The organism is Proteus sp. G2618 (assembly GCF_009915995.1).
Lineage (GTDB): Bacteria > Pseudomonadota > Gammaproteobacteria > Enterobacterales > Enterobacteriaceae > Proteus > Proteus terrae.
The window spans coordinates 33,495-56,877 of sequence record NZ_JAABNI010000022.1; the positions used below are offsets into that span (position 1 = coordinate 33,495).

At 33.9% G+C, this 23,383-nt stretch carries 20 protein-coding genes; 5 read left to right on the forward strand and 15 right to left on the reverse strand.

Features of this window, described 5'->3' with window-relative positions:
- Window positions 1-177: 177 nt before the first annotated feature.
- Together GWJ01_RS12075 and GWJ01_RS12080 are read right to left on the reverse strand one after the other, a co-directional pair.
- Window positions 178-1,071 (reverse strand): hypothetical protein, encoded by an 894-nt coding sequence (locus GWJ01_RS12075; protein ID WP_109392785.1) that lies wholly within the window; start codon window positions 1,069-1,071, stop codon window positions 178-180.
- Window positions 1,072-1,721: 650 nt separating this feature from the next.
- Window positions 1,722-2,030, reverse strand: coding sequence for a helix-turn-helix domain-containing protein (locus GWJ01_RS12080; protein WP_109392786.1), 309 nt, complete (start codon window positions 2,028-2,030; stop codon window positions 1,722-1,724).
- 570 nt (window positions 2,031-2,600) lie between these two features.
- Between GWJ01_RS12080 and GWJ01_RS12085 the strand changes: the two genes are divergently transcribed.
- The 5 genes from GWJ01_RS12085 to GWJ01_RS12105 all read left to right on the forward strand — a co-directional run bounded on the left by GWJ01_RS12085 (window position 2,601) and on the right by GWJ01_RS12105 (window position 6,912).
- Complete coding sequence (locus tag GWJ01_RS12085) at window positions 2,601-3,014, forward strand: hypothetical protein (protein ID WP_109401480.1); 414 nt, start codon at window positions 2,601-2,603, stop codon at window positions 3,012-3,014.
- Window positions 3,015-3,364: 350 nt separating this feature from the next.
- Window positions 3,365-3,520: a hypothetical protein gene (locus GWJ01_RS12090; protein WP_157957591.1), complete on the forward strand. Its 156-nt coding sequence runs from the start codon at window positions 3,365-3,367 to the stop codon at window positions 3,518-3,520.
- Between the two features lie 349 nt (window positions 3,521-3,869).
- Entirely contained in the window at window positions 3,870-5,285 is a 1,416-nt protein-coding gene (locus tag GWJ01_RS12095) for an NAD(P)/FAD-dependent oxidoreductase (protein WP_109392788.1), read from the forward strand.
- Window positions 5,286-5,708: 423 nt separating this feature from the next.
- Complete coding sequence (locus tag GWJ01_RS12100; protein WP_109401481.1) at window positions 5,709-6,086, forward strand: hypothetical protein; 378 nt, start codon at window positions 5,709-5,711, stop codon at window positions 6,084-6,086.
- A gap of 532 nt (window positions 6,087-6,618) precedes the next feature.
- Window positions 6,619-6,912, forward strand: coding sequence for a helix-turn-helix domain-containing protein (locus tag GWJ01_RS12105; protein ID WP_109392790.1), 294 nt, complete (start codon window positions 6,619-6,621; stop codon window positions 6,910-6,912).
- 143 nt (window positions 6,913-7,055) lie between these two features.
- On the opposite strand, the gene GWJ01_RS12110 is transcribed toward GWJ01_RS12105, so the two are convergent.
- The 13 genes from GWJ01_RS12110 to GWJ01_RS12170 all read right to left on the reverse strand — a co-directional run.
- Complete coding sequence (locus GWJ01_RS12110; protein ID WP_193528583.1) at window positions 7,056-7,793, reverse strand: ankyrin repeat domain-containing protein; 738 nt, start codon at window positions 7,791-7,793, stop codon at window positions 7,056-7,058.
- Window positions 7,794-8,203: 410 nt separating this feature from the next.
- The gene (locus GWJ01_RS12115; protein ID WP_161711133.1) at window positions 8,204-8,764 is read right to left on the reverse strand and encodes a hypothetical protein; all 561 of its coding nucleotides are present in this window, start codon (window positions 8,762-8,764) and stop codon (window positions 8,204-8,206) included.
- 68 nt (window positions 8,765-8,832) lie between these two features.
- Window positions 8,833-10,206 carry a VasL domain-containing protein gene (locus GWJ01_RS12120; RefSeq protein WP_161711134.1) on the reverse strand — a complete coding sequence of 458 codons (1,374 nt, stop codon included), beginning with the start codon at window positions 10,204-10,206 and terminating at the stop codon, window positions 8,833-8,835.
- A gap of 84 nt (window positions 10,207-10,290) precedes the next feature.
- Entirely contained in the window at window positions 10,291-10,719 is a 429-nt protein-coding gene (gene tssE, locus GWJ01_RS12125; RefSeq protein ID WP_088494841.1) for a type VI secretion system baseplate subunit TssE, read from the reverse strand.
- A gap of 2 nt (window positions 10,720-10,721) precedes the next feature.
- Window positions 10,722-11,279 (reverse strand): type VI secretion system lipoprotein TssJ, encoded by a 558-nt coding sequence (gene tssJ / locus GWJ01_RS12130; RefSeq protein WP_161711135.1) that lies wholly within the window; start codon window positions 11,277-11,279, stop codon window positions 10,722-10,724.
- Window positions 11,260-12,354 carry a type VI secretion system baseplate subunit TssG gene (gene tssG, locus GWJ01_RS12135; protein ID WP_109401485.1) on the reverse strand — a complete coding sequence of 365 codons (1,095 nt, stop codon included), beginning with the start codon at window positions 12,352-12,354 and terminating at the stop codon, window positions 11,260-11,262. Before tssG ends, tssJ begins: the two co-directional genes overlap by 20 nt.
- Complete coding sequence (gene tssF / locus GWJ01_RS12140) at window positions 12,318-14,081, reverse strand: type VI secretion system baseplate subunit TssF (RefSeq protein WP_109401486.1); 1,764 nt, start codon at window positions 14,079-14,081, stop codon at window positions 12,318-12,320. Before tssF ends, tssG begins: the two co-directional genes overlap by 37 nt.
- 32 nt (window positions 14,082-14,113) lie before the next feature.
- Window positions 14,114-15,736 (reverse strand): type VI secretion system protein TssA, encoded by a 1,623-nt coding sequence (gene tssA, locus GWJ01_RS12145; protein WP_161711136.1) that lies wholly within the window; start codon window positions 15,734-15,736, stop codon window positions 14,114-14,116.
- A 44-nt stretch (window positions 15,737-15,780) separates the two neighbouring features.
- Window positions 15,781-19,137, reverse strand: coding sequence for an ImcF-related family protein (locus GWJ01_RS12150; RefSeq protein ID WP_161711137.1), 3,357 nt, complete (start codon window positions 19,135-19,137; stop codon window positions 15,781-15,783).
- A complete protein-coding gene (locus tag GWJ01_RS12155) occupies window positions 19,124-20,257 on the reverse strand; it encodes a hypothetical protein (RefSeq protein WP_161711138.1) in 1,134 nt (377 codons plus the stop codon). Before GWJ01_RS12155 ends, GWJ01_RS12150 begins: the two co-directional genes overlap by 14 nt.
- Window positions 20,258-20,313: 56 nt before the next feature.
- Entirely contained in the window at window positions 20,314-22,710 is a 2,397-nt protein-coding gene (locus GWJ01_RS12160; protein ID WP_161711139.1) for a T6SS phospholipase effector Tle1-like catalytic domain-containing protein, read from the reverse strand.
- Window positions 22,695-23,240 (reverse strand): DUF3304 domain-containing protein, encoded by a 546-nt coding sequence (locus GWJ01_RS12165; protein ID WP_161711140.1) that lies wholly within the window; start codon window positions 23,238-23,240, stop codon window positions 22,695-22,697. Before GWJ01_RS12165 ends, GWJ01_RS12160 begins: the two co-directional genes overlap by 16 nt.
- Window positions 23,225-23,383, reverse strand: a 159-nt coding sequence (locus GWJ01_RS12170) for a DUF3304 domain-containing protein (RefSeq protein WP_161711141.1), incomplete at its 5' end; no start/stop codon positions are given. The genes GWJ01_RS12165 and GWJ01_RS12170, both read right to left, overlap by 16 nt.

Consider the following 23,383-nt stretch of genomic DNA (forward strand, 5'->3'; position numbering starts at 1 on the left):
TTTTCCCAGAAATACTCTTGTACGTTTCCATTTTTTCATAAAGAAATACTAAAGTAATACAACGTTTGATAAGGCATGCTATTTTCAAATATTTCAACAACTAGAGCTATCCATAAAGCCCTTATGAAATCAGCCTTCGGTATTCTGATATCTATTGATGTCTATCAGAATTTGAACCTATCTAATTCCTAATGTGAAAGCGATGCCATGAGCATTGTCACTTGATAGATAGCCAATCCCTGCTTTTATTTTCACTTGGTTATCATAAAACTTAATAGGAGTTTCTAATGCAAATGAAGTATTGTTAATAAAACCAAATGATAATTCTCTATAGCCTTCTCCATAGAATCCACCAATATCATTGGATAAAATTAAATTAAAATTTACACCATTTAAGTTAATTAGGTCATTCATAATATATTCGCCACCAATAGACCATGTCCCTGTATTATTATTGATGTTTAGTTTTTTTTCATTGCCAAAGCTATTAGTAAACATATATGATATATGACCATATATATTAAATTCATCATTGTTATTTAATTTGTTATTATTTCTTAGCCCAAGTTTTGGTGTTATATGAAATGTATTTATGCTCCAATCTAATAAACCCTCTTCACGCAATATCTCTTTCATTTGTTCATTACCATGAAATGAAGATTTATTATTCATATTTGAATAACCAAATTCTAATTCATTTTCTATGCTAAATTTTTCATTTATTGGGTAGGTTATTTTTGGGGTAGCAGATAGGCTAAAAACATCCCAATGAGCACGCAGGTTACCTAGAGAGTCAATATTGGCTGGTGAGGATTTAATTTTAAGATAGTTACCGTTTAATTTCATAGATAAGAAATAATCTTTTGTTACATAAAGATTTTTGAATTCATAGGGTAAAGAATATTTGTCATAGCTAAGTTCATTTGAGTTTAGTTTTGACGCGCTAATATCATCAGTCAATGAAAGAGCTAGTAACTTTGCATAGGCTGCATTTAGATTTTCATCAGCATAAGTGCTACATGCATATAATGCATAAAACAAGAATAGTAATTTTGAAGATAATGATTTCATTATATATTCCTATGATTAAGTGGTAACACTATGATGCTTTTATTCATTTTTATTTTCATTATGTTAGCTTAGTAAGCTAATTGAAAGAGTAAAATAGCAATAAGTAAATTAAAAAAATAGATTTGCTAAGGATATATTACAATATTAAATTCACTGTAAAAAAATAACACATTATGATGATAACAATATGAGTACTTTAAACGTAAAAACAATTAAGAATATCATATTAATAACAGCAATAAAATACTATAAGAAACGACAAGAAAAATAATAAGATTATTCGCAAAATTAACTTAATTCAGATTTTTGTGATTATGTTCAATAGATAAATGAAAATGAGTTAAAAATAGATTTAATAAAGAGTAATGTTGAGATGGTTTTATCTATAGAGAGTTAATTAATATTGTTTGTTTTATATTATTAATGAGGGGTCGGATATAAAATCTCTAATACTAAAAATATTCAATTAAATACGTTTAACTTACAAGGTGTTAATAATTGATTATTTTTTTTAACAAAGAAATCAAGCGATTGATTTTATAAATAGATGAGGTTTTATTTAAATAAAAGAAGATGAAAAATTGCGATATTCTTTAACTAAAATAGTTTAAATATTAAATTAGATAGCGCTAAACAATATTGTTGCATTCTTATCTAAGATTACGGCGTTTCTTATTTCTTGAAACAACAATCTCATTTGATGACAAAGTTGTTTCAGCCCAAGCATTTAGCATTGGTGACATTATTTCGGGTGTAATCAACAAACTTTGTGGCGATATTCCTAATATTAAAGCAATAGCAATAAGCTGATCGACGGTTATCTTAAGATGCCCATTTTCCAAACGCGAATAGTGTTGCTGACTGATACCAAGCCTTCTTGCTATCTCGATACCTGTTATTTTTAGCTGCTTTCTTTTCTGTTTAATTCTCTGACCTACAACAATATTAATTGAACTCATATTAATCCCTCTTTTTAAAAGAGATTACAGTAAAAATACTTAAAGATCGATATGAGCGATCAAAAATAGATTATTAATAGTTATTATCTATCAGTTTTTATTTATTAAAAGATTTAAACCGTTTTACCTAAATCAAATAATTAGATAAATTACATTAGTTTTTAGCAGTATTTTTGTTTGTTAATGACGAAATAAGAGTGTTGATTAAGAATAATATGAGTTAATTGGAGGTTAGTGAGAATGGAAGGCTCCATTTTGCAGTGCTTGTTTGAAACGATGGATGATGATCCGTATCCGATAAGAATAAGTTAATTTTTTTAAATGGTTATTTGATTAATCTATTGGTTATTCAGATTTCTATCATAAAATAGTGTTTTCTTTACCCCTGTTTTCCATTCAATGAGATATGTGTTTTGATAGAATTTATATTCTTGATTGTCATCGTTCAATGCATTTCGAGGATACTATTCTGTTTAAGCACAAAAAACCACGGTATTTCAGTATTTATAGAGCTACTGTGATAAGGTTTTAAATATAATATTAATAATACCAAGACAGTAGGAAGAAAAGATGAAAAAAGGATATTGGATTACATTATTTCTACTGACTTTATTTTTCATTCTTATTTTTTGGATATTAAAAGATATTAAAAATACAAAAGAAAGAGGTTACATCTACACTGAATATAATGTTTTTTATTATTATTTTAATACTTCCTCTGTGATTAAATCAGTACCTAGAATATCAAATAATTATTTTTTTACTGGTGATGGCATTATTGATAGAGGATTTAGAAATAGTAGTGTGACATTTTGTCTTATTAATGATTGGAATAAAGCATATCAACAATTAAGAGAGTATACTGATAAATTAGATTTTCCAGTTTATTATGGAAATCCTAAAGTAAGAGATAGTGAGCAATATCTTGAGGTTTATAAATATGATAATTGTTTACATATAACTTATTCTGAAAATTATTTTTGATATTAGAGGGGGGGAGTATTTTAGTTAATTTTATGTGGTTATTTAATAACAGTAGAGAAAGCTTTTGAAAAAATTTTATTTAAGTCATCAGTTGAACGTTGTGCTGAGCGCTTTTTAGAGGCTGTGAGGCTATTGGAATCGAATGTAATTCGAGATACAACCGAAAGGAAAGGGCTACCGCATAGGCTTTTTCTTTAGAACTATTATTAATTTTAGCCATTTATTTTGCTTCTTATTTTTTTTATTTAGATGAATTCTCACATAAAATAAATTTGTTATAAATAGGTGAGCACTTAACTTAATATTTTTTTATTTCTCTTTTTAAAAATTGGTTATATAAAGAGATAAATATGATCTTAAGTATGGTCATTCCAACTATCTTCTTATTTTCTTCTGAATCACCATTGAATAACCACTCCCTTGTTATGTTTCTTATCATTATCTCCTTTTTATGTATTCAATTTATTGTTTTAGTAACATTAGTGATTTTGTGGATTATTTGTTAACCAATTTATTTTATCCAGCTTGTTTATTTGTAGTTTGAATGTGTAATCAACCTATGTTTAACAGATGGTTTGTAGGTCTTTAATAGTGAAAAATTTTATATTTTGATGAAAAAACCAAGAAAACAACTAGTTTGATATGCTCTCATTTTACTTAGTGTGCTTAAATAATCGATAAAAAACAAAGTTATAATTAATCCCCTTGTTTGTATAAGTAAATTAAATAGTACGGATTTTTAAGAAAAAAACAGATGAAAAGATTTACAAATACTTTACTAATAGTTTACAAATGAAATAAGATATCGTTATTATTTTAATGCTAATAATTCATTGAGTAAAAGGAACGTGTAAAATGGCGATATCTAGAAGAAAATTTATCATTGGTGGAACAGTAGTGGCTGTTGCTGCTGGTGCGGGTATTTTGACACCAATGTTAACTCGCGAAGGGCGCTTTGTTCCGGGTACGCCAAGACATGGCTTTGTTGAAGGTACTGAAGGTGCTTTACCAAAACAAGCTGATGTTGTTGTTATTGGCGCTGGTATTCTTGGCATTATGACAGCGATTAACCTCGTAGAACGTGGTTTATCTGTTGTGATCGTTGAGAAAGGTAACATCGCCGGTGAGCAATCTTCAAGATTCTATGGTCAGGCGATTAGCTATAAAATGCCTGATGAAACGTTCTTATTACACCATTTAGGCAAACATCGCTGGCGTGAAATGAATGCAAAAGTAGGTGTTGATACTACTTATCGAACACAAGGTCGCGTTGAAGTTCCTTTTGATGAAGAAGATTTAGTTAACGTAAGAAAATGGATTGATGAAAGAAGTAAGAATGTTGGCTCAGATATTCCATTTAAAACCAGAATTATTGAAGGTGCTGAATTAAATCAACGTCTTCGTGGTGCAACAACAGATTGGAAAATTGCAGGCTTTGAAGAAGATTCAGGTAGCTTCGATCCAGAAGTTGCAACCTTTGTTATGGCTGAATACGCCAAAAAAATGGGCGTTAGAATTTACACTCAATGTGCGGCTCGTGGCTTAGAAACGCAAGCGGGTGTGATTTCTGACGTTGTCACTGAGAAAGGTGCAATTAAAACTTCTCAAGTTGTTGTTGCTGGTGGTGTTTGGTCACGCCTATTTATGCAAAATCTCAATGTTGATGTTCCAACACTGCCTGCATATCAGTCTCAACAGTTAATCAGTGGCTCACCAACGGCACCGGGTGGTAACGTTGCTTTACCGGGGGGAATTTTCTTCCGTGAACAAGCTGATGGTACTTATGCAACCTCTCCTCGTGTTATTGTGGCGCCAGTAGTGAAAGAATCCTTCACTTACGGTTATAAATATCTGCCATTATTAGCTCTACCTGATTTCCCTGTGCATATTTCTTTAAATGAACAATTAATCAATTCATTTATGCAATCAACACATTGGAACTTAGATGAAGTTTCTCCGTTTGAACAATTTAGAAATATGACTGCATTGCCTGATTTACCTGAGTTAAATGCTTCATTAGAAAAATTAAAAGCAGAATTCCCAGCCTTTAAAGAATCGAAATTAATTGATCAATGGAGTGGTGCAATGGCTATCGCACCAGATGAGAACCCAATTATTTCAGAAGTTAAAGAGTACCCAGGTTTAGTGATTAATACTGCAACAGGTTGGGGTATGACAGAAAGCCCAGTATCAGCAGAGTTAACGGCCGATTTATTACTTGGTAAAAAACCTGTTTTAGATCCAAAACCATTTAGCCTTTACAGATTCTAATCGATATAGTTTAGAAAAAACTTCAAATTTGAAGGTGACTCCATAAAATTGGGGGCGTTTATTCAGTAGATTAAAAAACCTGATTTCGATATTTAATCGAAATCAGGTTTTTTATTTTTTATAAAATTATTATTTAAATAAAAGGCGTGTTTTTTGTACTTAGGATATATCTAATTCACGATTATGATTTATTTATATTACATTAATTCATAGAAGGAAAAATAAGTTTATATTTATTTTTATAAGTAAGTCCTAATTTGATAGGTGGGACATAATGAGGAAAACACATTTAGTAGGCATAACATTACTTTTTTCATCAGCTGCATTAGCGACAGAACCCCAAGAAACAAGTGCAATAAAAGAGGAGGTAAAACCTTCACGTCTAATTTAACTATTGTAAGTAAAGATGACCTATCTGGATTAATGGATGGAATTGACGAAGAACGTCAATCTGGTAGCAGTGTAGACGGAGCAGCCATTATTTATGATAAAGATAACCTGAAAAAATACACAACAGTTAGAACGCTTTTTGTTGAGTCTATAGGTGGAAATAATTATTTAGTCACTCTTGCTGTTAAAAATAACTCTGACTCTCTTATCCGTTTAACAAGCTTAAATGAAAAGAAAAATATTTATGCTAAAGATGCTGATGATTTTGTAGAATATTTAGGTGGTATTCAAGAAGATGTAAATATTCCAAGTAAGACAGCGATAAAATTGCGCTTAATTTTTAAAGATGCAGATGATGAACCCATAAAATTGCGTTTTTATGATGAGGAAATTGAATTAAAGAAAAAATAAAATACTTGCGGTTTTATTTTAAACCGTAGATATATACTAGTATTGAAAATTTTTATAAAAAACAAAGAATGAAAATATTATAAATATTATAAATATTATAAATATTTAATTTATTTTATCTAATAAGTAACCAATCTATATTTTCATAAAATTTATTGTTTATTAATAATAAATATGTCCGCATAAAAAACATTGATTGTATCTATGGTTTTTAGAGTAAATCTCTCTTCTTCTATAAAATCACAACTAAAAATCATCTAACTCATTGATATTTATTAATTACACATTCGATATTTAATACTATTGTGTTATTCTAAATTTGACGGATGTTAAAATAACATATAGATATGTAAATTATTTTAAATTTTAAATATCGGAATAACCTTATTAACAGAATTAATAAAAGTAAGTAATGTTACGGTTATCCAACAACTAATGATTAAGTCTTTTCAGTTTATAGTTTGATGGTCTATAAACTATAATTCGGTGTTTTATCGATGTAATCATCTAATAAAAGAAGGAGAGTAAAGGGATGATTAACACCAAAGTTGGGAATAGAATCAAAATGATAAGAAGACAATTGAAAATAACAGAAAATGAGATGTCTAAAAGGTTGGGAATAAGCATGCTACATTATTCTCAATTAGAAGATGGGCATCAAAAAATAACAGTAGATCAATTGATTACTATTTCTTATATACTTGGTGTTACACCTCAAAGTCTTATCTTAGAAGCCACTAAAACAGATTTTATGGTTTTTGAGGATAAGCAGTCGATAACGCAGCCAAGTGAGATAGTTATATTTAGAAAGAAGAAAGTAGTTTAAAAATAGTGTTGTAGTATTGTTTATATTGAATTCTGATAAATATATTGAATCGTTTTTTAGTTGCTTTAATTAAAATTCTATTTCTCAAAACTCAATGAATAATAGAACAAAAGCCATCTTATTATAGGATGGCTTTTGTGTATTTAATGGCAGGATGTTGTACCTGTTATATGATTTATAGCACCGTTTCTGATCAACAGTCTCTGCATATCTTTAAGATTATTTTGGCAAGCATAACTTAACGCACTGTGGTTATAAGAGAATAATGATTTATCTTGCGTTGTAGTAACAAGATTAACATCTGCACCTTTAGAAATAAGGTATCTTACAGTATCAAGACGATTATTTCTGGCTGCAATCATAATAAATGTTTCACCATCGTCTTCTACTCTTTGGTTATTGAGCTCGATATCGCTTCTCATTAAGTCGTGAATTTTTTTTACCACATTGACATTATTTCCTAAGACTGCTGATTTAAAAACATTATAAACATTGTCTTTATCCGTAGCCCAAAGGCTTGCACCTTGAGAGATGAGATATTCTACCATCTCTTCATCACCAATAAACGCAGCCCATCCTAGAGCTGTTTGTTCTAGGCTTCCCGTGTCTTTTGCTTCAATATTTTGACCATTGGCAAGCATCTTTTTAACTTCATTTAAATCACCATGTTTTACAGCATCAAACCATAGTGCATTCTTGCCTGTACTTGGTGAAGTATAGAATACCCGATGTGGTAAACGTGATTTATTAGCCAACTCAATCATATCAGAATAATTTGATTTAAAAGATTGATACTCTGGTGGATTATTTTCATTAATAATCAATGCTTGTGCGCCAAAAGAGATCAATGACAATGAAATAACAAACATTTTTATATTCATTTAAACACCTTACAATCTAAATAATTAATAAAACTTATTACAATTAGTTTATTAAAAATTAATATTTATTAGTGTTGACAATTGAAACAGAATGTAATTAAGGTGTGTTTTAGTAATACGTATTTTTAATAAAGATAAATCTTATTAATTGATTTGTTGCTTTAGTGATTAAATATACGTATTTTTACTTGTATTTTATTGAATATAATGAGAATTATTTATTTTTAGTCATTATATGACAATTTAATCATGTCATACACTGATGGCTTAACACTGTGATTTTATTATTATCTTCTTTTTTAGTTATTAATTTAAAAACTATTCTGTAATAACTCGTTACTTTTTATCGCATTTTCGCCATCTATTTAATGATGATTTTTAATTTATTAATATAAAATTGAGTTATTTAATTATAATTCAGATTGAGTACAGATAATCTCCTTATCTTGATACTGACTATTCTCTACTTTAAATTTCATTTCTAACATTGGGATCTCAATATCATTTTTAATTTTGCTATGGAATTTACATGAAGGGAAATAATTTTCTTTATCAAAAGATAATTTTATATAAAAATAGCCTTTTCCACGGGAAAAAATCCTAAAATCTGCGGAGTGTAACTGATAATCTGAATAACGCTTATCTATTTTTCCATAATCTATTAATGGTAGTCTGTACCTTTCATTACTAATGGTTACGGGGATCTTAGATGTTATTTTGTACATGGTGTTATCACGGTAATCAAGATTTAATGATGTGGTATATTCCTTATCATCAGGTAATGTAAACTCAATCACACCAATATTTTCTTTGGAGAGTAGAAGGTCTTCTTGTGTTAATGTAATTTCTGTTTTCATTATTATAGTTTTTCTGTTTTGGTAATACTTATTTACCTCTTTACTCCTTTCTTGATTTATTCTAATTAAATCTATAGGGCCAATAAAGATAAGTCCTCCATAAGGTGAACCCATAATGCAACCACTTAATAAACTAACAATGATAATAAGGATCAATCTTCTTATAAAGTACATATTTTTCCTTATTTAGAACGCAATAACGAATATCGATTTAATAGTTGTTTAAAATGATTATCTATCTGTTGATATTCATAGTCTGAAACTGCATTTTGTGTTGGTTGCTTTTCAAGTAAGCGTAGCTCTTCTTCTAAGGGTTTAGCTTGATTGAAATGTTGGCGAGCTTTGAAAATAATAGATTTAAGTTCAGAGCCTGTAATGTAATTTTTAGGATTACCATCAAAGCTATCTAACCTTTGGCTTAATCCATCAAGTTCAGTCATGCCTTTAGACCATTGATTGAGTTGTTCATCCGTTGTGGCATTTATTTTTAGATTATTTTTCCAGAGCTGCGTAAATGATAAAAGCTCTGGATTATCTTCATACTGTGCATTCAAATAACTGATTACTTCAAGTCCATAATTTTGTGCCCATGTGGGAGAAAGTAATGCGAGTTCATCTAAACGTTGTTGTATCACGTCAATCTGTTCAGAATTGAGCGTTCTTATTATGTTTCTACCATTTGCGGTTTGTTGTTCAATAAGAGAGCCTGCGTGGGCATTAATGGTTGGAATATAAGGAAATGCATCTGTTAGATTGTTATTTTTTAATTCAGATAACCAAAAATAAAATAGGATAATAAAAAATAAACTACTGGTTAGTGTGCCAATTAAAATCCCTCGCCATAACTCCTGACGATATGTCTTTTTTATGGGAGGCTGTAATGAGATGGAAGAAGATATATAGGTTTTGGGGGGTGTAATACTTTCATGAATATTTTTGGGTGTAGATAAAATCACATCGATAATTTCAGATGGCTTTTCTTCTTTATTGACAGTGGAGGATAATTCAGGAATATTAAAATTACTATCTAATGTGTCTGCATTCTCTAATTGCTGTGCTTGAGTAATAACTAAGTTCTCTAAATAATCAAATTGAACAAGATGTTTAATTTCTAAAGTTTGAAGGTGATGATTGATATTCTTTAATAATTCTTCAATTTGATAAAGAATAGATAAGTCGGAATAGACAAAAGTTGTACCACGAATACCAGAGACTAACTGTTGGCTTAAGGATGAAAGAATATTGATACGAGTATGTGTTTGTACTGGCCATAATGTTTGCCAATGTTGAGTCAATAGTTTATGAATAAGGTAAAGCCCTTCATTTAGGCCATCAAGTCCAGCTTGGTGTTGACGACATACGACAAACCAAGAGGCGGTCTGAAGATCGACACCATTTTGATTAAATAAAGAGATACACAATTCATGGACATACTGCCAATTAATATCTGGGCGAGCTGGATGAAAACGTTTATCAATTTCTTCTTTAATAGCAAGAAATTGATTAAATACACGAGGATCACCTCCAATTGAAAGTGAATCTAAGTAAGAATTCATAGTTGCCTCAGTTAATTTAAGGTCTCAATAATATAAAAATAAATCTAAATAAAGAAAATTAAGAATAAATAGAAAGAAATAACATCATGATAAATAAAATTGTTTTTTTAAATGGTGGAGAAATATTCTTCCATCAGGTGAAAACTCAGTACCATAACGTATAAGTCCTCTTTCATGTAATTCAATATCTAAAGAATAACACAATTTTCCAAATTCATTTTCAGGTAATATACCTAGTGTTACTGATTTTATTCTAGGTTCATATTTTAGTAATGTTGTTGATAATATAGACATTACTTTATGCGAACTTCCTGGTAGTCCTTGAATTATTTTGCTCATATCAGGTAAACCGTAATCAGGCAGATGTTTTAGTGTTCCTGCTCGTGAATTTAATATTCGACGAATATTATCCATAACAGAAAGAATAACCTGATCTTCTTCTGATATAGAATCAACAGGTAACCCACCTGAAAAATAACCCGTTAGCATTTCATAAAGAGAGGGTTGTGGCATCGTTATTTTTTATCCAAAGGTTGTAATGTAAGAGTATTTTCAGCAAGTTCAATTTTTCGTGCTTTATCAGGATCGAGTTCATTTTTAGGAATAACAATTCGCCAGTTATTTTTAGATTCATCTGGTGTGTGAAACATTGTGGCAATAGCAACAAATTCGGTTTCTTTCTCCATTGGCATATCGAGAGAAATAGATTCTCCTGGTCGAATGCGTAGATCTTTTTGTGCTAATAAAGAGGATTTTAAAACATCATTATTTTGATTAAATAGTGAGAGGTAATCACTATTATTAAAAGTATCTTCTGACTTTAGTTGGAATACTCGAACAATAACGGAAAGTGATGAACCATTATCATCGGTATTAAGTGCTTCTCTCGCAATAAAATCCAAATGTAATGTTTTGATTTGTTTATAAAAAATAGATTTAGTTAAAGAGACAGTACCATCACTGATGGTTTGAGTTAAACCACAACCTGCGATTGCAAATGTTACTATAAATAACAGTGCCAATCGGTGGGCGCGAGAAAGAAATGTTTGCGATTTAAAATTGATAATTGCCATATTCATCACTTTTATAATGTTGAGTGCGGGGGGTTAGATATTGGTAAAAGCCAAGTCCAATGGTGATAAAAGACGCTGTTAGTGTTTCAATCGGTTTGTGAGGTCGCATGACCGCGGTTCTACCTAATTGCACGCCTTGGTTTTTAGAAGTACTCAATGTTGCATCAGGTAATAAATTTCTAGGTAATGTTAAACGGAGTCGCGCATTAACCCTTGATCCCAAATAAACGCGAAGTAGTGCCATAAAGTCTTGATAAATACTGCCATCAGGTAACCAACCTTTTGCTTCTTCCTTATTTTCAGTGTGTAGTTTTATTAATACTTGGCTATTTACATCAATAGCATAGCGACCTAAAACGGGCTTATTTTCTAGTGTTATCGGTTGTAAGCACGACATGGTTATGGGGGGGGCGAGCGCAATTCTTCGAGGATCATGAGGCACAATACTGACTTTTGTTGATGGCGCTAATAATTTTACTAACGCGCTAATACCTTCGGCTGTGCGTGTTGGTAAACGTAAGATCCCTAATAGCGCTAAAAAGCGAGATAGGGGGGATTGCACATGATTAGCACAGCCCGGAATACCTAAACCAATTAAGCCATAAAGATATTGCGATGTTTTATCTGATCCTCCTTCCCCAAACGTGGCGGGATAAGAGTATTTTCGCCAGATCCGATAAAACTGAGTTGTAAGGCGATGGTTAAAAATATCTAAAAAATCAGTGAGTGAATCCGTACCATCTCGATATTGTGCAATATCGTCAAGGTAAGATGTTGGAAGTGGTGATGTGATACCATAAAGTCCCAAAAAAGTAGTATGTAAGCTTGGTACTGTACTTTTTCGGTATTTATCTAGAGGATCAATCCCTTTGATCTCTGTCGCAGGAAAGCCCATACCACGATGTGGTCGAAAGCGAATGGGATCGGTTTTTGGATCATGAGAACTTCCTAATTCAGGTAATTCGGGGCTAGTTTTTTCAAGTAATTGACAAAAGCGATAAAAATTCACATAAGGTAATTTTTCGCCTAACGCCTGAATTAACGGGGTAGCTGTGGGTTGTGGCTTTCTTTCCATTGAATTCGTTTTCCTGTTGGCAAGATAATCAGAGTTAATTGATTAAAAAGATGAACATCGGCATAAAGTGCAAAAAAGCGATTAAGCATTTCACCAAATAAATGAATATCACCTTCACCATTAAAGCCATTGCTATCAATCGTGACTTCGATATCAATACCTCGTTGTAAAAAACCTTTTTCAAAGCGTTCAATTAAATGATGTTCAACATGAATAATGGCATCGAGTTTTCGATGGTTCATATCATCATCTCGCCAATCGTAAAGTGCGAGAGTGCCTCGCAGTACTTCAGCATTATCCATCATGTTTAGAAAGCTTGAACCTAAATGGCTTAGCACTCGCCAGTGGAAACGATCTTCTGAAGGAGGATAAAGAGGAAGTGTTGGCTTACACAAATTACATACAGTGAGTGGGATCTGTAAGGTTTGTTCTGTTCTATCAAGCAAGGTACTTTGTAATGCTTTGCGCGGTAATTGCCCATTAGTGCCAGTGAGTTGCAATGAAAGGGTTTCTGGCTGAGTTGCTAAATCAATCTCTTGTTTTTCTCCCCCTAATATAAGCCAAGTATCATGAAGTCCCGTAACACCACGTTTTACTCGGGTATGATAATAACGTTCAGGTGCGTTATGGCGTAACATACCTCCACGATGGCGAAAGCTGGTAAAGGGTACATAAATCGCTTCATTTGTACGTTGAGAGCCATGTACGCTATCAACGCTATAGATTTCAGTGTGTCCATCTTGAACACGACGCGGTCGTAATAAATATTCGCTTTCTAATCCATTAACAGTGAGTGGATCAGCTTCTATATTGAAAAGGTTAATAACGGGTACGCAATGTAAACGGATATTTTCCTCATTTAATGTAAGAGAGTTATCCCATAATGTATTGAGAACAATATCTAATTCAAATTCAGGTGTTTCTTCAGGAAAATGAATATCATCTAATCCATTAAGTGAAACAAACATAAACTTTTCACGGAAAGAAAAATATTCGAGTAATAATTGATAGCCACTAAATGTGGTATCTCCTTTAGGCCAAAGAGTGTCTGTATCCTGAAATCCTCCCGGTGAAAAATAGAGAGGAATTACTATTCTATCTTTTGATTGAGGGAGTTTTAGATAAGTTTTTGCAACTTGCTTAGTTAATGCTAAATGCAGTGCATTGGTTGTCGGAATATCGCCAGATAAATAAAATGAGAGTTTATGAAGGTTAATTTCAGACCAATTAATCATTTCACTGCATTTAAATTTCAGTCGAATAGTTGAACGGCCATCGGGCTCAGTCGTTAAGTTTACAGCGACAATTTTTATTGGATTAAGCGTTAAATCTTGAGTTGTTCGATAATGACAAATCGTTCTTTTAGGGCCAATAGGGCGAGAAAGTACCTCAAATTGAGCAGGGACCTTATCTGCTATTTTCATTTTTTGAATATCTGGGGCCAATTCAATAATTGATAGTGAAGGAATTGTTTGTAAATAGTGAGGCCATAATAAGCTGACAAGACCTTCTGTTAATTCAGGCAAATCATCATCAATTTTTTGTCTTAATTGCCCCATTGAGAAAGCAAAGCCTTCAAATAAGCGCTCAACAAAAGGATCGGGCGTACCTGCTTTATCTAAATCGAGCATCGCAGCTCTATCAGGATGTGCTTGTGCAAACTCTTTGGCAGCTTCTCTAAGATAACGCATTTCTGCATCAAAATAGCGAAGGGTTAAATCGTCCATTAATTTGATACCTTGATTTGTCGAGTAAAAGATTAGGAATATAAAATCGCAGAGCGAACGGGATCGATAACAGTTAGTTCACTGAGTAGTAGCTCCATTTGTTGTTCTATGTGGGACTTATCTGAGGTGTTACGTTGGATTTTTGCTCGGTAAAGATGAAGTTGTCGTGCTTTCACTTCAAAAATATAGTTAGGCTCCCATTGTGTTAATGACATCGAAAGCGCTTTTTTATCAAGTTCTCGTAATAAGTTTAATGCCAGATCGTGACGAGCAAATTGTTCTGCTACTCGCGCCATAACGAGGTTTAATAACCATTTTTGCCTTGAAGTGCTGATATCAGGACGGTGTTGTAGCCATCTTAATGCAACCTCTATACCTTCATTATCCGCTTGAGTGATAGCTTCAGTTTCTAATGCCAGTATCGGTTCATCTTCAGATTGATGAGAGTAACTATTTGATAACCCTTGCATGGCATCAAAATTTTCTTCCATAACATGTTGTTTGATCCAACTTAATGTTACTTCGTCGGCAAAGGGCGTACCGTCTTCCCATGATAATTTTTCTAAATCAGGAAGGCGGATAAGAAACTGTTTTAAATCGTTTTTTATAATGTCAGACCATGCATTCCAAGGAGCAGGTGATTTACTGAGTGCTTGATAGAGATACCATTGCACATCTAACCAAAAATGATTAACACCTTCTGCAAAAAGCTTATCAGCTTGTTCTGCAAGTTCACCCCAACTTTGTTGTAAATAGAGACGTTTAAGTTGTGCTCTTGCATCAGTTCTTGGGGGAGAAAGGCGAGTGCAACCTTGCTGATCTTGTGGGGGAAGTTGATGAAGCGTGTCCCATCTCACTACTTTCATTAGTCTATGTCCTGCTAACCAGCCGCTAGGTTGATTGCGTAAGTAGTTAGCAAGCATTTTAGATTGATCTAATAATTCACGACCTGATTGTATTGTTTCTATTGGCGTGCTTTGTGATAAAGAAGAAGGCGTTGAAGATGGGCTATAAGTAGATTCATTTCTGCTGATATTTTGTGGTACTAATGAACTTGTGCCACCCGATTGAGCAAGGCGTTTTTCGAGTGCTTGATGTAATCCTGCAAGCTGTGGTCTTTCCGCTTCATTCCATGTTTCAAGCTCCGTTTCAATGGTGGCTAATAAGGCGATAATACGTGAAAACTCATGACGATCGACTTCAGGATAAAGAGATAAGCTATCTAAAACACGTTGTCCTGATAACCACTCTAAAGCAGATTTTCTACTCGTGGCTCGGCTAGGTAATAGCGTGTCGTGATAGCGAATAAGCAACCCACTTAAAAGCCCTAAAGAATCGGCAAGTCCGTGTTCACCTTCTTTGTGCAAGCGTGCCCAAATATAATAAGTGACAACGCGTACATCTTTGCAGGAATTGAGCAGTAAGTTTTCAGCAAGTAAACAAATTAGCTCAGTATCTGCGCCAGAGAGCTTATTGACTTCTTCTTTCATTCGCTCAAAGTCATCTTCATAACTGGGATCATCACCCACAGGTTGGTTAGGGGTGATCGGTAATAACCAACGATCCCATAAAGCGATTTGTTGTTGAGCAAGTTGTTGCACTTTGTTTGTATCATCAGCAAAACATGATGAAATTAAGGTATCCAATAAGGACATAGTGAGCGTATTTCCTTTTGAGATAATGTGGAATGTGATTTTATTTAATCTAAGAAGATTTTTTCTGGTAAAACAAAATTGCGTAGTTGCAAGAGTGCGATTGGACCCTCGCCCATTTCAGTTCTTAAGGTGTAATTGAGGGATTGCCCATTTAAGGTTTTCCAACTGACAGAGTAACTACTGGTGCTACCGGCATAAGGGGTAATTTTGGCATCTTCCAATAAACGAATAATGCCCCAGACGCCACGATAATCACCATAAATACGTGTCCCAGTGTTGGTGGTGATCCAGCTGAGTGATGCACCAGAGGCAACCGTATCCGCTGGCCAAACAAAGCGTTGCCATTGCGGTTGTTGGTTATCGTAGATCAGTGATTGTCTATCAATCATTAAATGGGTTTGCATAATGTCGGGTGATGTACCTGGACGTAACTCAAAGTAAAGACGCGCCTCACCATTCGCAAAAACCACATCCCCTAGGTAGCTTAATTTATCTAAGGCTTTTAAGAACTCAGGGTTAAAGGTTAAGCCTTGTGTATTTGTGGTATCGGGTACCCAGTGTGTACCTTCTTTATGTAAAACACCGTTAAGATGAGTTTCAAGGAAGCGCTGGATACGACCATTATCAGGGCGTAGATATTGCGCCATTAACGGTAATGAGATTTCACTTTGCGTATTTTTGAGTGGATAGCGACCACCAAATGCCCTATTCCAGTCATTAACCACGGCATTTCGCCATTGAGTGTTGATACCTTGCGAAGTGGGCGCTAATAACTGTTGCCATGCTTGAGACATGGGCTGTACAAGCAATGTATCCCCAAAGCTATTCCACTCTTGCCCAAAGCTTGCTGCAATCAAACTGCCGTAATCTCGAGTTTCTGATAAATCGACGGTCTTTCCTTCAAAAACACTTCGAGCCAACGCTTGAGACATGGCTTGTGGATCAGGGGCATTAACAACTTGTTGAAGTTTTAAGCGAACTCGAGTCACGCGTGTGAGGTAGGCTTGCAGGCTTAACGCATCACTGTTTTGCGCTGAAGATTGAGGGTCGGTAAAGGCCAGTATTGGCGCAAAAACAGGCTCTAGAGGGCCGGTAAATTCCGCTTTTTGACTAATAACCGGCTGTTGTTCTTTGTTTAATAAATCTTTGGCTGAGTTAACAAAAGAGTCTGCTAGTTTTTCTTGTTGGCGACCCGTTTTGCCTTGATAAGAAAGTGTATTCATTAAGGCAATAATGGGGGATTGTCTGACATCGCTCATTAAGGTGAGTTGATCAATAGTATCGGAGAGACTTTGTGTTTCTCGCCACTGTAAGCCATTGAGGAAGCTTAACCAACTGCCTGAAAAATCATTAAAATAGCGTTCTGTGAGATTTTGCTGGAGTTTTTCAGGTGAGATATCAATATCGGTCTCTTTTTGTGTGTCACTTAACACCCAATCTATTTCTTCTCGCCTCTCATGAACCGCTTTTTTAATCGCGGGTTCAATCGATTCTTCCCATGCTTTACGTGTAAAAATACCGGGTACCGTATCTGCTGAACTTAATAAGAAACTGACATCGGTATCCCCCGTCATATCATCTAAGGTCATATCCGCAAAGTTATGCTGTGCTTGTTGTAAGATTTTTTGGTAAAGCGCAGATTCACCATTACGTTGACCAATTTGGCGAATAAGAATAGTTCGGCTTCCGGCAACTAACGTACGATTAGGCTTGATTGTCCATTCATGGTGATAAGGTAATTGAGAGGCATAGAAGGTTAATAATTCCGTTCCTAATGTTTGCCATTCCCCTTCTTTTAATCCGTTATAGTCAGGCCAAATACGTAATGCACTTTCAGTGAAGAATGCAGGGTCAATACGGGAAGGATCACCCATCATCAAATAGGCTTTTAAGGCTTGATAAGCGGATTGAGCGCCTTCAATTCGTTCCGCACTGTCAGGTGGGAACTGCATAAACGCGTGAAGATAATTTTCAAGATGTTGTTGGGTTGAATCGCGTAATAACGGCAACATGGATTGGCTATAAACCGGCCATAGATGACTAAGCAATGCGTTATTACTGCTTAATCCAAATCGTAACCAAAATGGGACAGAAGTTTTCTCTCGATAGCTTAATAAACCGAGTGTTTGTTGTAAGCCATATTGTGCCTGTAGGCGGGCAAATTCAGATTGATGATTGTCTGTTGCCAACTGCGCTTGTTGCTGACTTTGGGTAATTAATTGGCGATTCATAAAATAAGAGACCACCATTCCAATTCCCCACAGCGTCATAGCGATTGCGACGGTATATTGCAAAATACGTTTGGAATTTAGACCTAAAGGCGAGGCTTTTAACTGATAGGGTAGTTGTGAATTTGCTGTGAGAAGCGCTTTCCAATGGGGATTGGATGTCCATTGATTATTTTGTGATAAAGTTGCAGACACGTTATTGTCAACAGGTGTACTAAAGAGCACACCAGCAAACGGTAACGAGCGATAACCTGATAAAAGCGGTGCCAAGTTATTGGCGAGTTTTTCACATCCTTCATGTTGAAGAAAACGCGCTAATGCTAGTAGGTAAGTTTGAGTTGGGTTATGCAAGACAGCGTGTGTACCTTGTTCTATTAATGCCGGTAAAAGCGTTTTCAAGTCATTAGAAAGCGTTTCAGATGTCGCTTTTAAAGGTGCTGAATAAAGAACTGTCGGCGCTTCATTTGTTGTTATTTCACCGTTATTGCTGATATTCCAAAGCCAAATGGGGGCTTGCCAGCGTAACTGACGAAATAGCTGGTGGAAATAACGGCTAGCGGTATCTGTATTGGTCGGATTTAAGTGATTAAATAAGGAATGACCCAGCGGTTGTTGCGATAAGTTATTTTCTGACACCCAAATAACCGCATCGAGCGGACGACGTCGGCGCAGTTGTTTTAAATCTTGAATTAAATTTTCATCAATACTTTGATGGATATCACCCCCATAGATAAGCAACGTTCCATTGTTTTCTTGCCAGATATCCGTTGTTAGATTAGGAGTGAGTTTTTCGATAGATGTCGAGGTGCCGATGAGGAGTATGCGTATTAAATTTTTTGAATTACGTTGACCATATTGTTTAAATATATCATCAATAAATGAATTATTTTGTTTGTTTATTTCTGGTAATGTTTTTGTATTATATAAGAAAGGTTTACTGAGTAATGGAATGACTTTTTTCCAACCATAAATAAAAAAAGGAAAAGCTAATAATAAAGCAGCCCAACTGGAAAAAGTAAAAAATACAATTTCTTTAGGTGAGTAGTCTGTTTCTAATATTTCATTACCAAAAAGATAATAAAGTATGCTTAACGTAAAAAGGGATATTGTAAGAACAACAGCATAAATAATAAATAAATCCCGAGTTGAAGAAAGCTTATCATTGATTTTCATCTTTGAGAATAACCCCTGCTATATATTGATCGTTACAATATCCAGAAATCCATCCACAACTATTAACATCGTTATGCATGCAGTGTAGAGCAGCAAACGAAATAGCGATAAATGGTGATGAGCAAGTACTATCACCGAAGTAATCCTGTACAATATTGTCGGCTGAATAGAGTGATGTTGATAAAAAAGCATAAGATGCTTGAGTATTAATCGATATATTTATTTCTGGTAATTTCTCCATCCCTGAATATTTAATAATTTGAGACGCTAATTCATTAGCATTTTCATTATTTGATATTTCACAACGATGTAAATGATAGGCTTTTTTATCAGAAAGTATTGTCCATAAAAAACCAGTTTCACTTAATTTACCTGCATTGATATCATCAAAAATATTAGAACCGCCAACAAGGTTGTAATGTTCTGACTTATAATGAAGATAGTAGTTATCAATAATGATATCTAAAGAATCTATTGAATCGATAAATATGGTTTTTAATGGTGGTAATATATGATGACCTTTTAGATGTTCAATAAATTTATTTAGACTATCTTGACTACCTTTCCAGTAAAAATTATCTATTTTGATATTATCAATATTGTTTTCTTCAGTATTTATAAAGTGATTAGCTAGTAATTTAGCAATCATTTCTTCTCTGTTTTTTTTATCTCCGATGAGTGCTGAACAGGGAATGCACTCTTGCTCTTCCTCTATTATAGAAGATGGAGGTATTGGTTTATCTTTTAAAGCCTGATGCCATTTATATTGGTTTTCACCCAAAGAGCCAATAACAACTGAATTTTTTATTGGTATTGAAGCACTATGGTATAACCACCATTTTTTACTGTCTTCATCAAATTGTTTTTTAAATAACTCATTGTTATGATTGTTTAATACTTTTAAAAATAAATAAATTAAAAATAAGAATGATGAAATAAAGATAGGAATGATAACACTAGAGATTAAAATAAAATATTTATTCTCTACTTTACTATTTGATAAAATAATATTAGTGAAAAAAAGAGAGAAACCAATAAATATCAATAACCACTTTAATAGTTTTTTCCAATTTATCGGTTTGTCTTGGGTAAACTCAGGGTAACGCGGAGGATATCTCACGATATATCTCCTGATCTTTTAGAGATAAAGTTAAAATAAATGGGATTAATGCTAATTTAAGCAATTGATAAGACTTTTTTAGTATCAATAACTTGAGTTAAACTATTTATAACACCTTCTGTTTTTTCAACAATAGATTGAGCTATGGCAATTGATTGTACAGGGCCCGCATTTTTAGTAGGTTTAACATCTTCAGGATTAAGGGGAAGTGCTAATCCTGTTATTGCATTTACTACTTCATATTCCATTGACATAACGCCTAATGTACCTGCAAAAGCACTTAGTGCATTTTTAATGTTTTTTTGCCTCACTACATACGCCATACCACCAATAAATGTGGCTATACCAATTAATTTTCCCGCTATTGCGACAGGTGATAAAAATTTATTTGTTTCACTATCAGCATAGATCATTCTATAACTAAAATAGCTTGCCCAAGGTTCTCTAGATTGTAATGCATCATGCATAAACCAAGCACGAGAATCATGAAATTGGTTATCAAATAAATCTCTTGTTAATAATGCATCAGGATCAGGAGTGTTATTTTCTTTAAATAAAGGAAATCCATAACCTTTTTTATAAATATCATCACCACTTTGTTTCATATGAAAATATTCAGCTTTCTCATCGTCAGTATTTACTAAGCACATTATATTAGTTAATAAATTATCGACAGAAAACTGTTTCCAATTTCTGACTTCTCTTCGTTCATCGTAATAGTCCGCTTTAAATTCTTCAGCACCTTCTCTTAATTGTGTTTTACCTAGCATGGGCTCATAAATACGAGGCCCCATAAGATCTCCTGGTGAAATGGTATCTGTACCTTGTTTTATTTTTTCTTTCTGTTGTTCTTCTATCTTCTCTTTAGTTTTCTCCCATTTTTCTTTATCTTCTTTGATCTTTTCAGTGCCATGCTGTAATGCATTTTTATAAAAATCTTGATTAAAAAGATTCATATCGGCATATCTATCGATACGCCAAGCTGTCATCCATGCCATTTGTTTTTCGACGACTTTTTCTAATGTTGTATTTGCACGGCAAGCATTGAAAGTTTCCGAAAAATGAGTAGTAGTCACTTGAGGTAACCCTAAAGTAATTTTTCGCCATGCGTTAAAGCGTTGAATTAGAATTGGGTTGATTTTGAATAAACTAAGTATTTTAGGTTCTACAAGCTCACTCATATTCTTCTTTGAAACTGTTAATGGAGATTTAACTGCCACATTAAGGGGGGAGCCCGCTTGAAATGCTGAAAGATAAAGGTCATGTAAGACGATTTGTGAAGCTAACATTGAAGGATCATTAAAGGCTTTTCCTTGATCTCCTACCAAATATCCCCCTCCAATATCGGAGTGAACACCTGGATAAACCACTTCTTCAATATCGGATATTTTGGGATAACGGCCATAATTATTACCATTAATATTTTTATTATTCACAGATGTATCTGCTTTATTTTTTTCATTCTCCCAATTTGAGGGTCGTCTTACTGTATCTAGAGGAAAACAGAAACGTTGCTCATGAGCAGAAACAAAGTGACGACAGCACTTAATAAAGTTAGGAAAGATTTTTTCACTAGGGAGTTGTTGAGTGCCATTTGCCCAATCCATATGACCTGAAAAGAAAGGTGCTAAATGCACTATACCCACAGAGGGCACCGTATCCAAAATACCAATAAATTCAACTTTTACATTAATACCACATAATTGCTGAGCGGGTTTATCAGCACCTTCAGGGGTATCGAATAACTGTGTTACCCAATTAACAAAGGTTCTTGCTTCCGCCGCGCCACGTGAGAAACCGTAAACATAAAGTTTAATCGTTAAAGTTTTAGGTTTAAGTTGCAATCCTTCAATAATCTCTTTTTTATTAATTAGAGAATGGATAACCGCACGGCGGCGACCTTTACCACTAATAGGAAGATATGTTGGGGTTGCCATATCTTTCAAATACATTCTACATTCAGATATCTCTAACCTCTTATTACCAGAAGCTACACTTAATGTATTGGCTAACATTAATAATGCCCAATTAATACGATTTTCTCCCCCTGTTGCAAATATTAAGCCCATATTAGTAAAATTATATTCTGCTATTTCAGGGAAGGCAGTACCAACACCAGGCATATAATATTTAAAATATTCTCTTTGTTTTTTATCTGGGTTATTTTCATCTTCATACGTTGTTTCAAATAATCGAGTAATATTGGTCGCAGTTTTAGGCTCAGCCGCCATATCTTTTTCTCGATTATTATTGGTGCCATCAAAAAAGAAACTAATATGTAAATTTCGACAGCAGTTATTTTTTACACTAACAAGGCTAGAGTTATGATTTCGTTTCTCTTCTTCTCGTGTTTTATAATTATTCTCTATTTGTTGCTGAGTTAATTTTAATCGGCCTTTATCAGGGAAATGATTAGGTACCCAAACTGGTTCTGCTTTTATTTCTTCAAACATACGGTGGGCTCCTTCATATTATGAGGTTCATTAATTGGGTATTCAGGATGACCATATCCTTTACAAGAGGTAGTGATTTTCACCTCATTACAAGGTAAGAAATGCACTTTGACACTACAAGGTTCATCATATTGTGGGATAGGCACCCAAGCTTCATGACTGGAGGTATTATCGCGTAACTCTTGTTTCCAACGTTGATAAGCTTCTACTTGACTAAATTTAGGGGCAGGAGAGAGTTTATTTTTATCCACTTTATTCCATTGAATATGCGCGACTAAATTAGGACGCCATTTTTCGGGGATCATCACACAACAGACCGTGCCGCCAATACTGCCATAACCTTCATTAATCGAAAAACCGGTAATACTGTATTGAGTGTGGTTATAGCCTTGAAGACCAGCTCCCAAGAGGGAGTTTTCTGGTTTTGCACCCCAAGAGCCCGCATTAGCACAACCGGAAAGTAACAGAGAAATGATCAAGAGCGTGGCAAGTTTAGGGTAAGTTTGCCAAATGGTTATTTTTGAGGACATACGGTGGGCTCCTTCATATTATGGGGTTCATTAATCGGGTATTCAGGATCACCATAGCTATAGCAAGAAGTGGTAATTTTCACCTCATTACAAGGTAAAAAATGAACATCGACACCACACACTTCTTTATCATATTGTGGGAT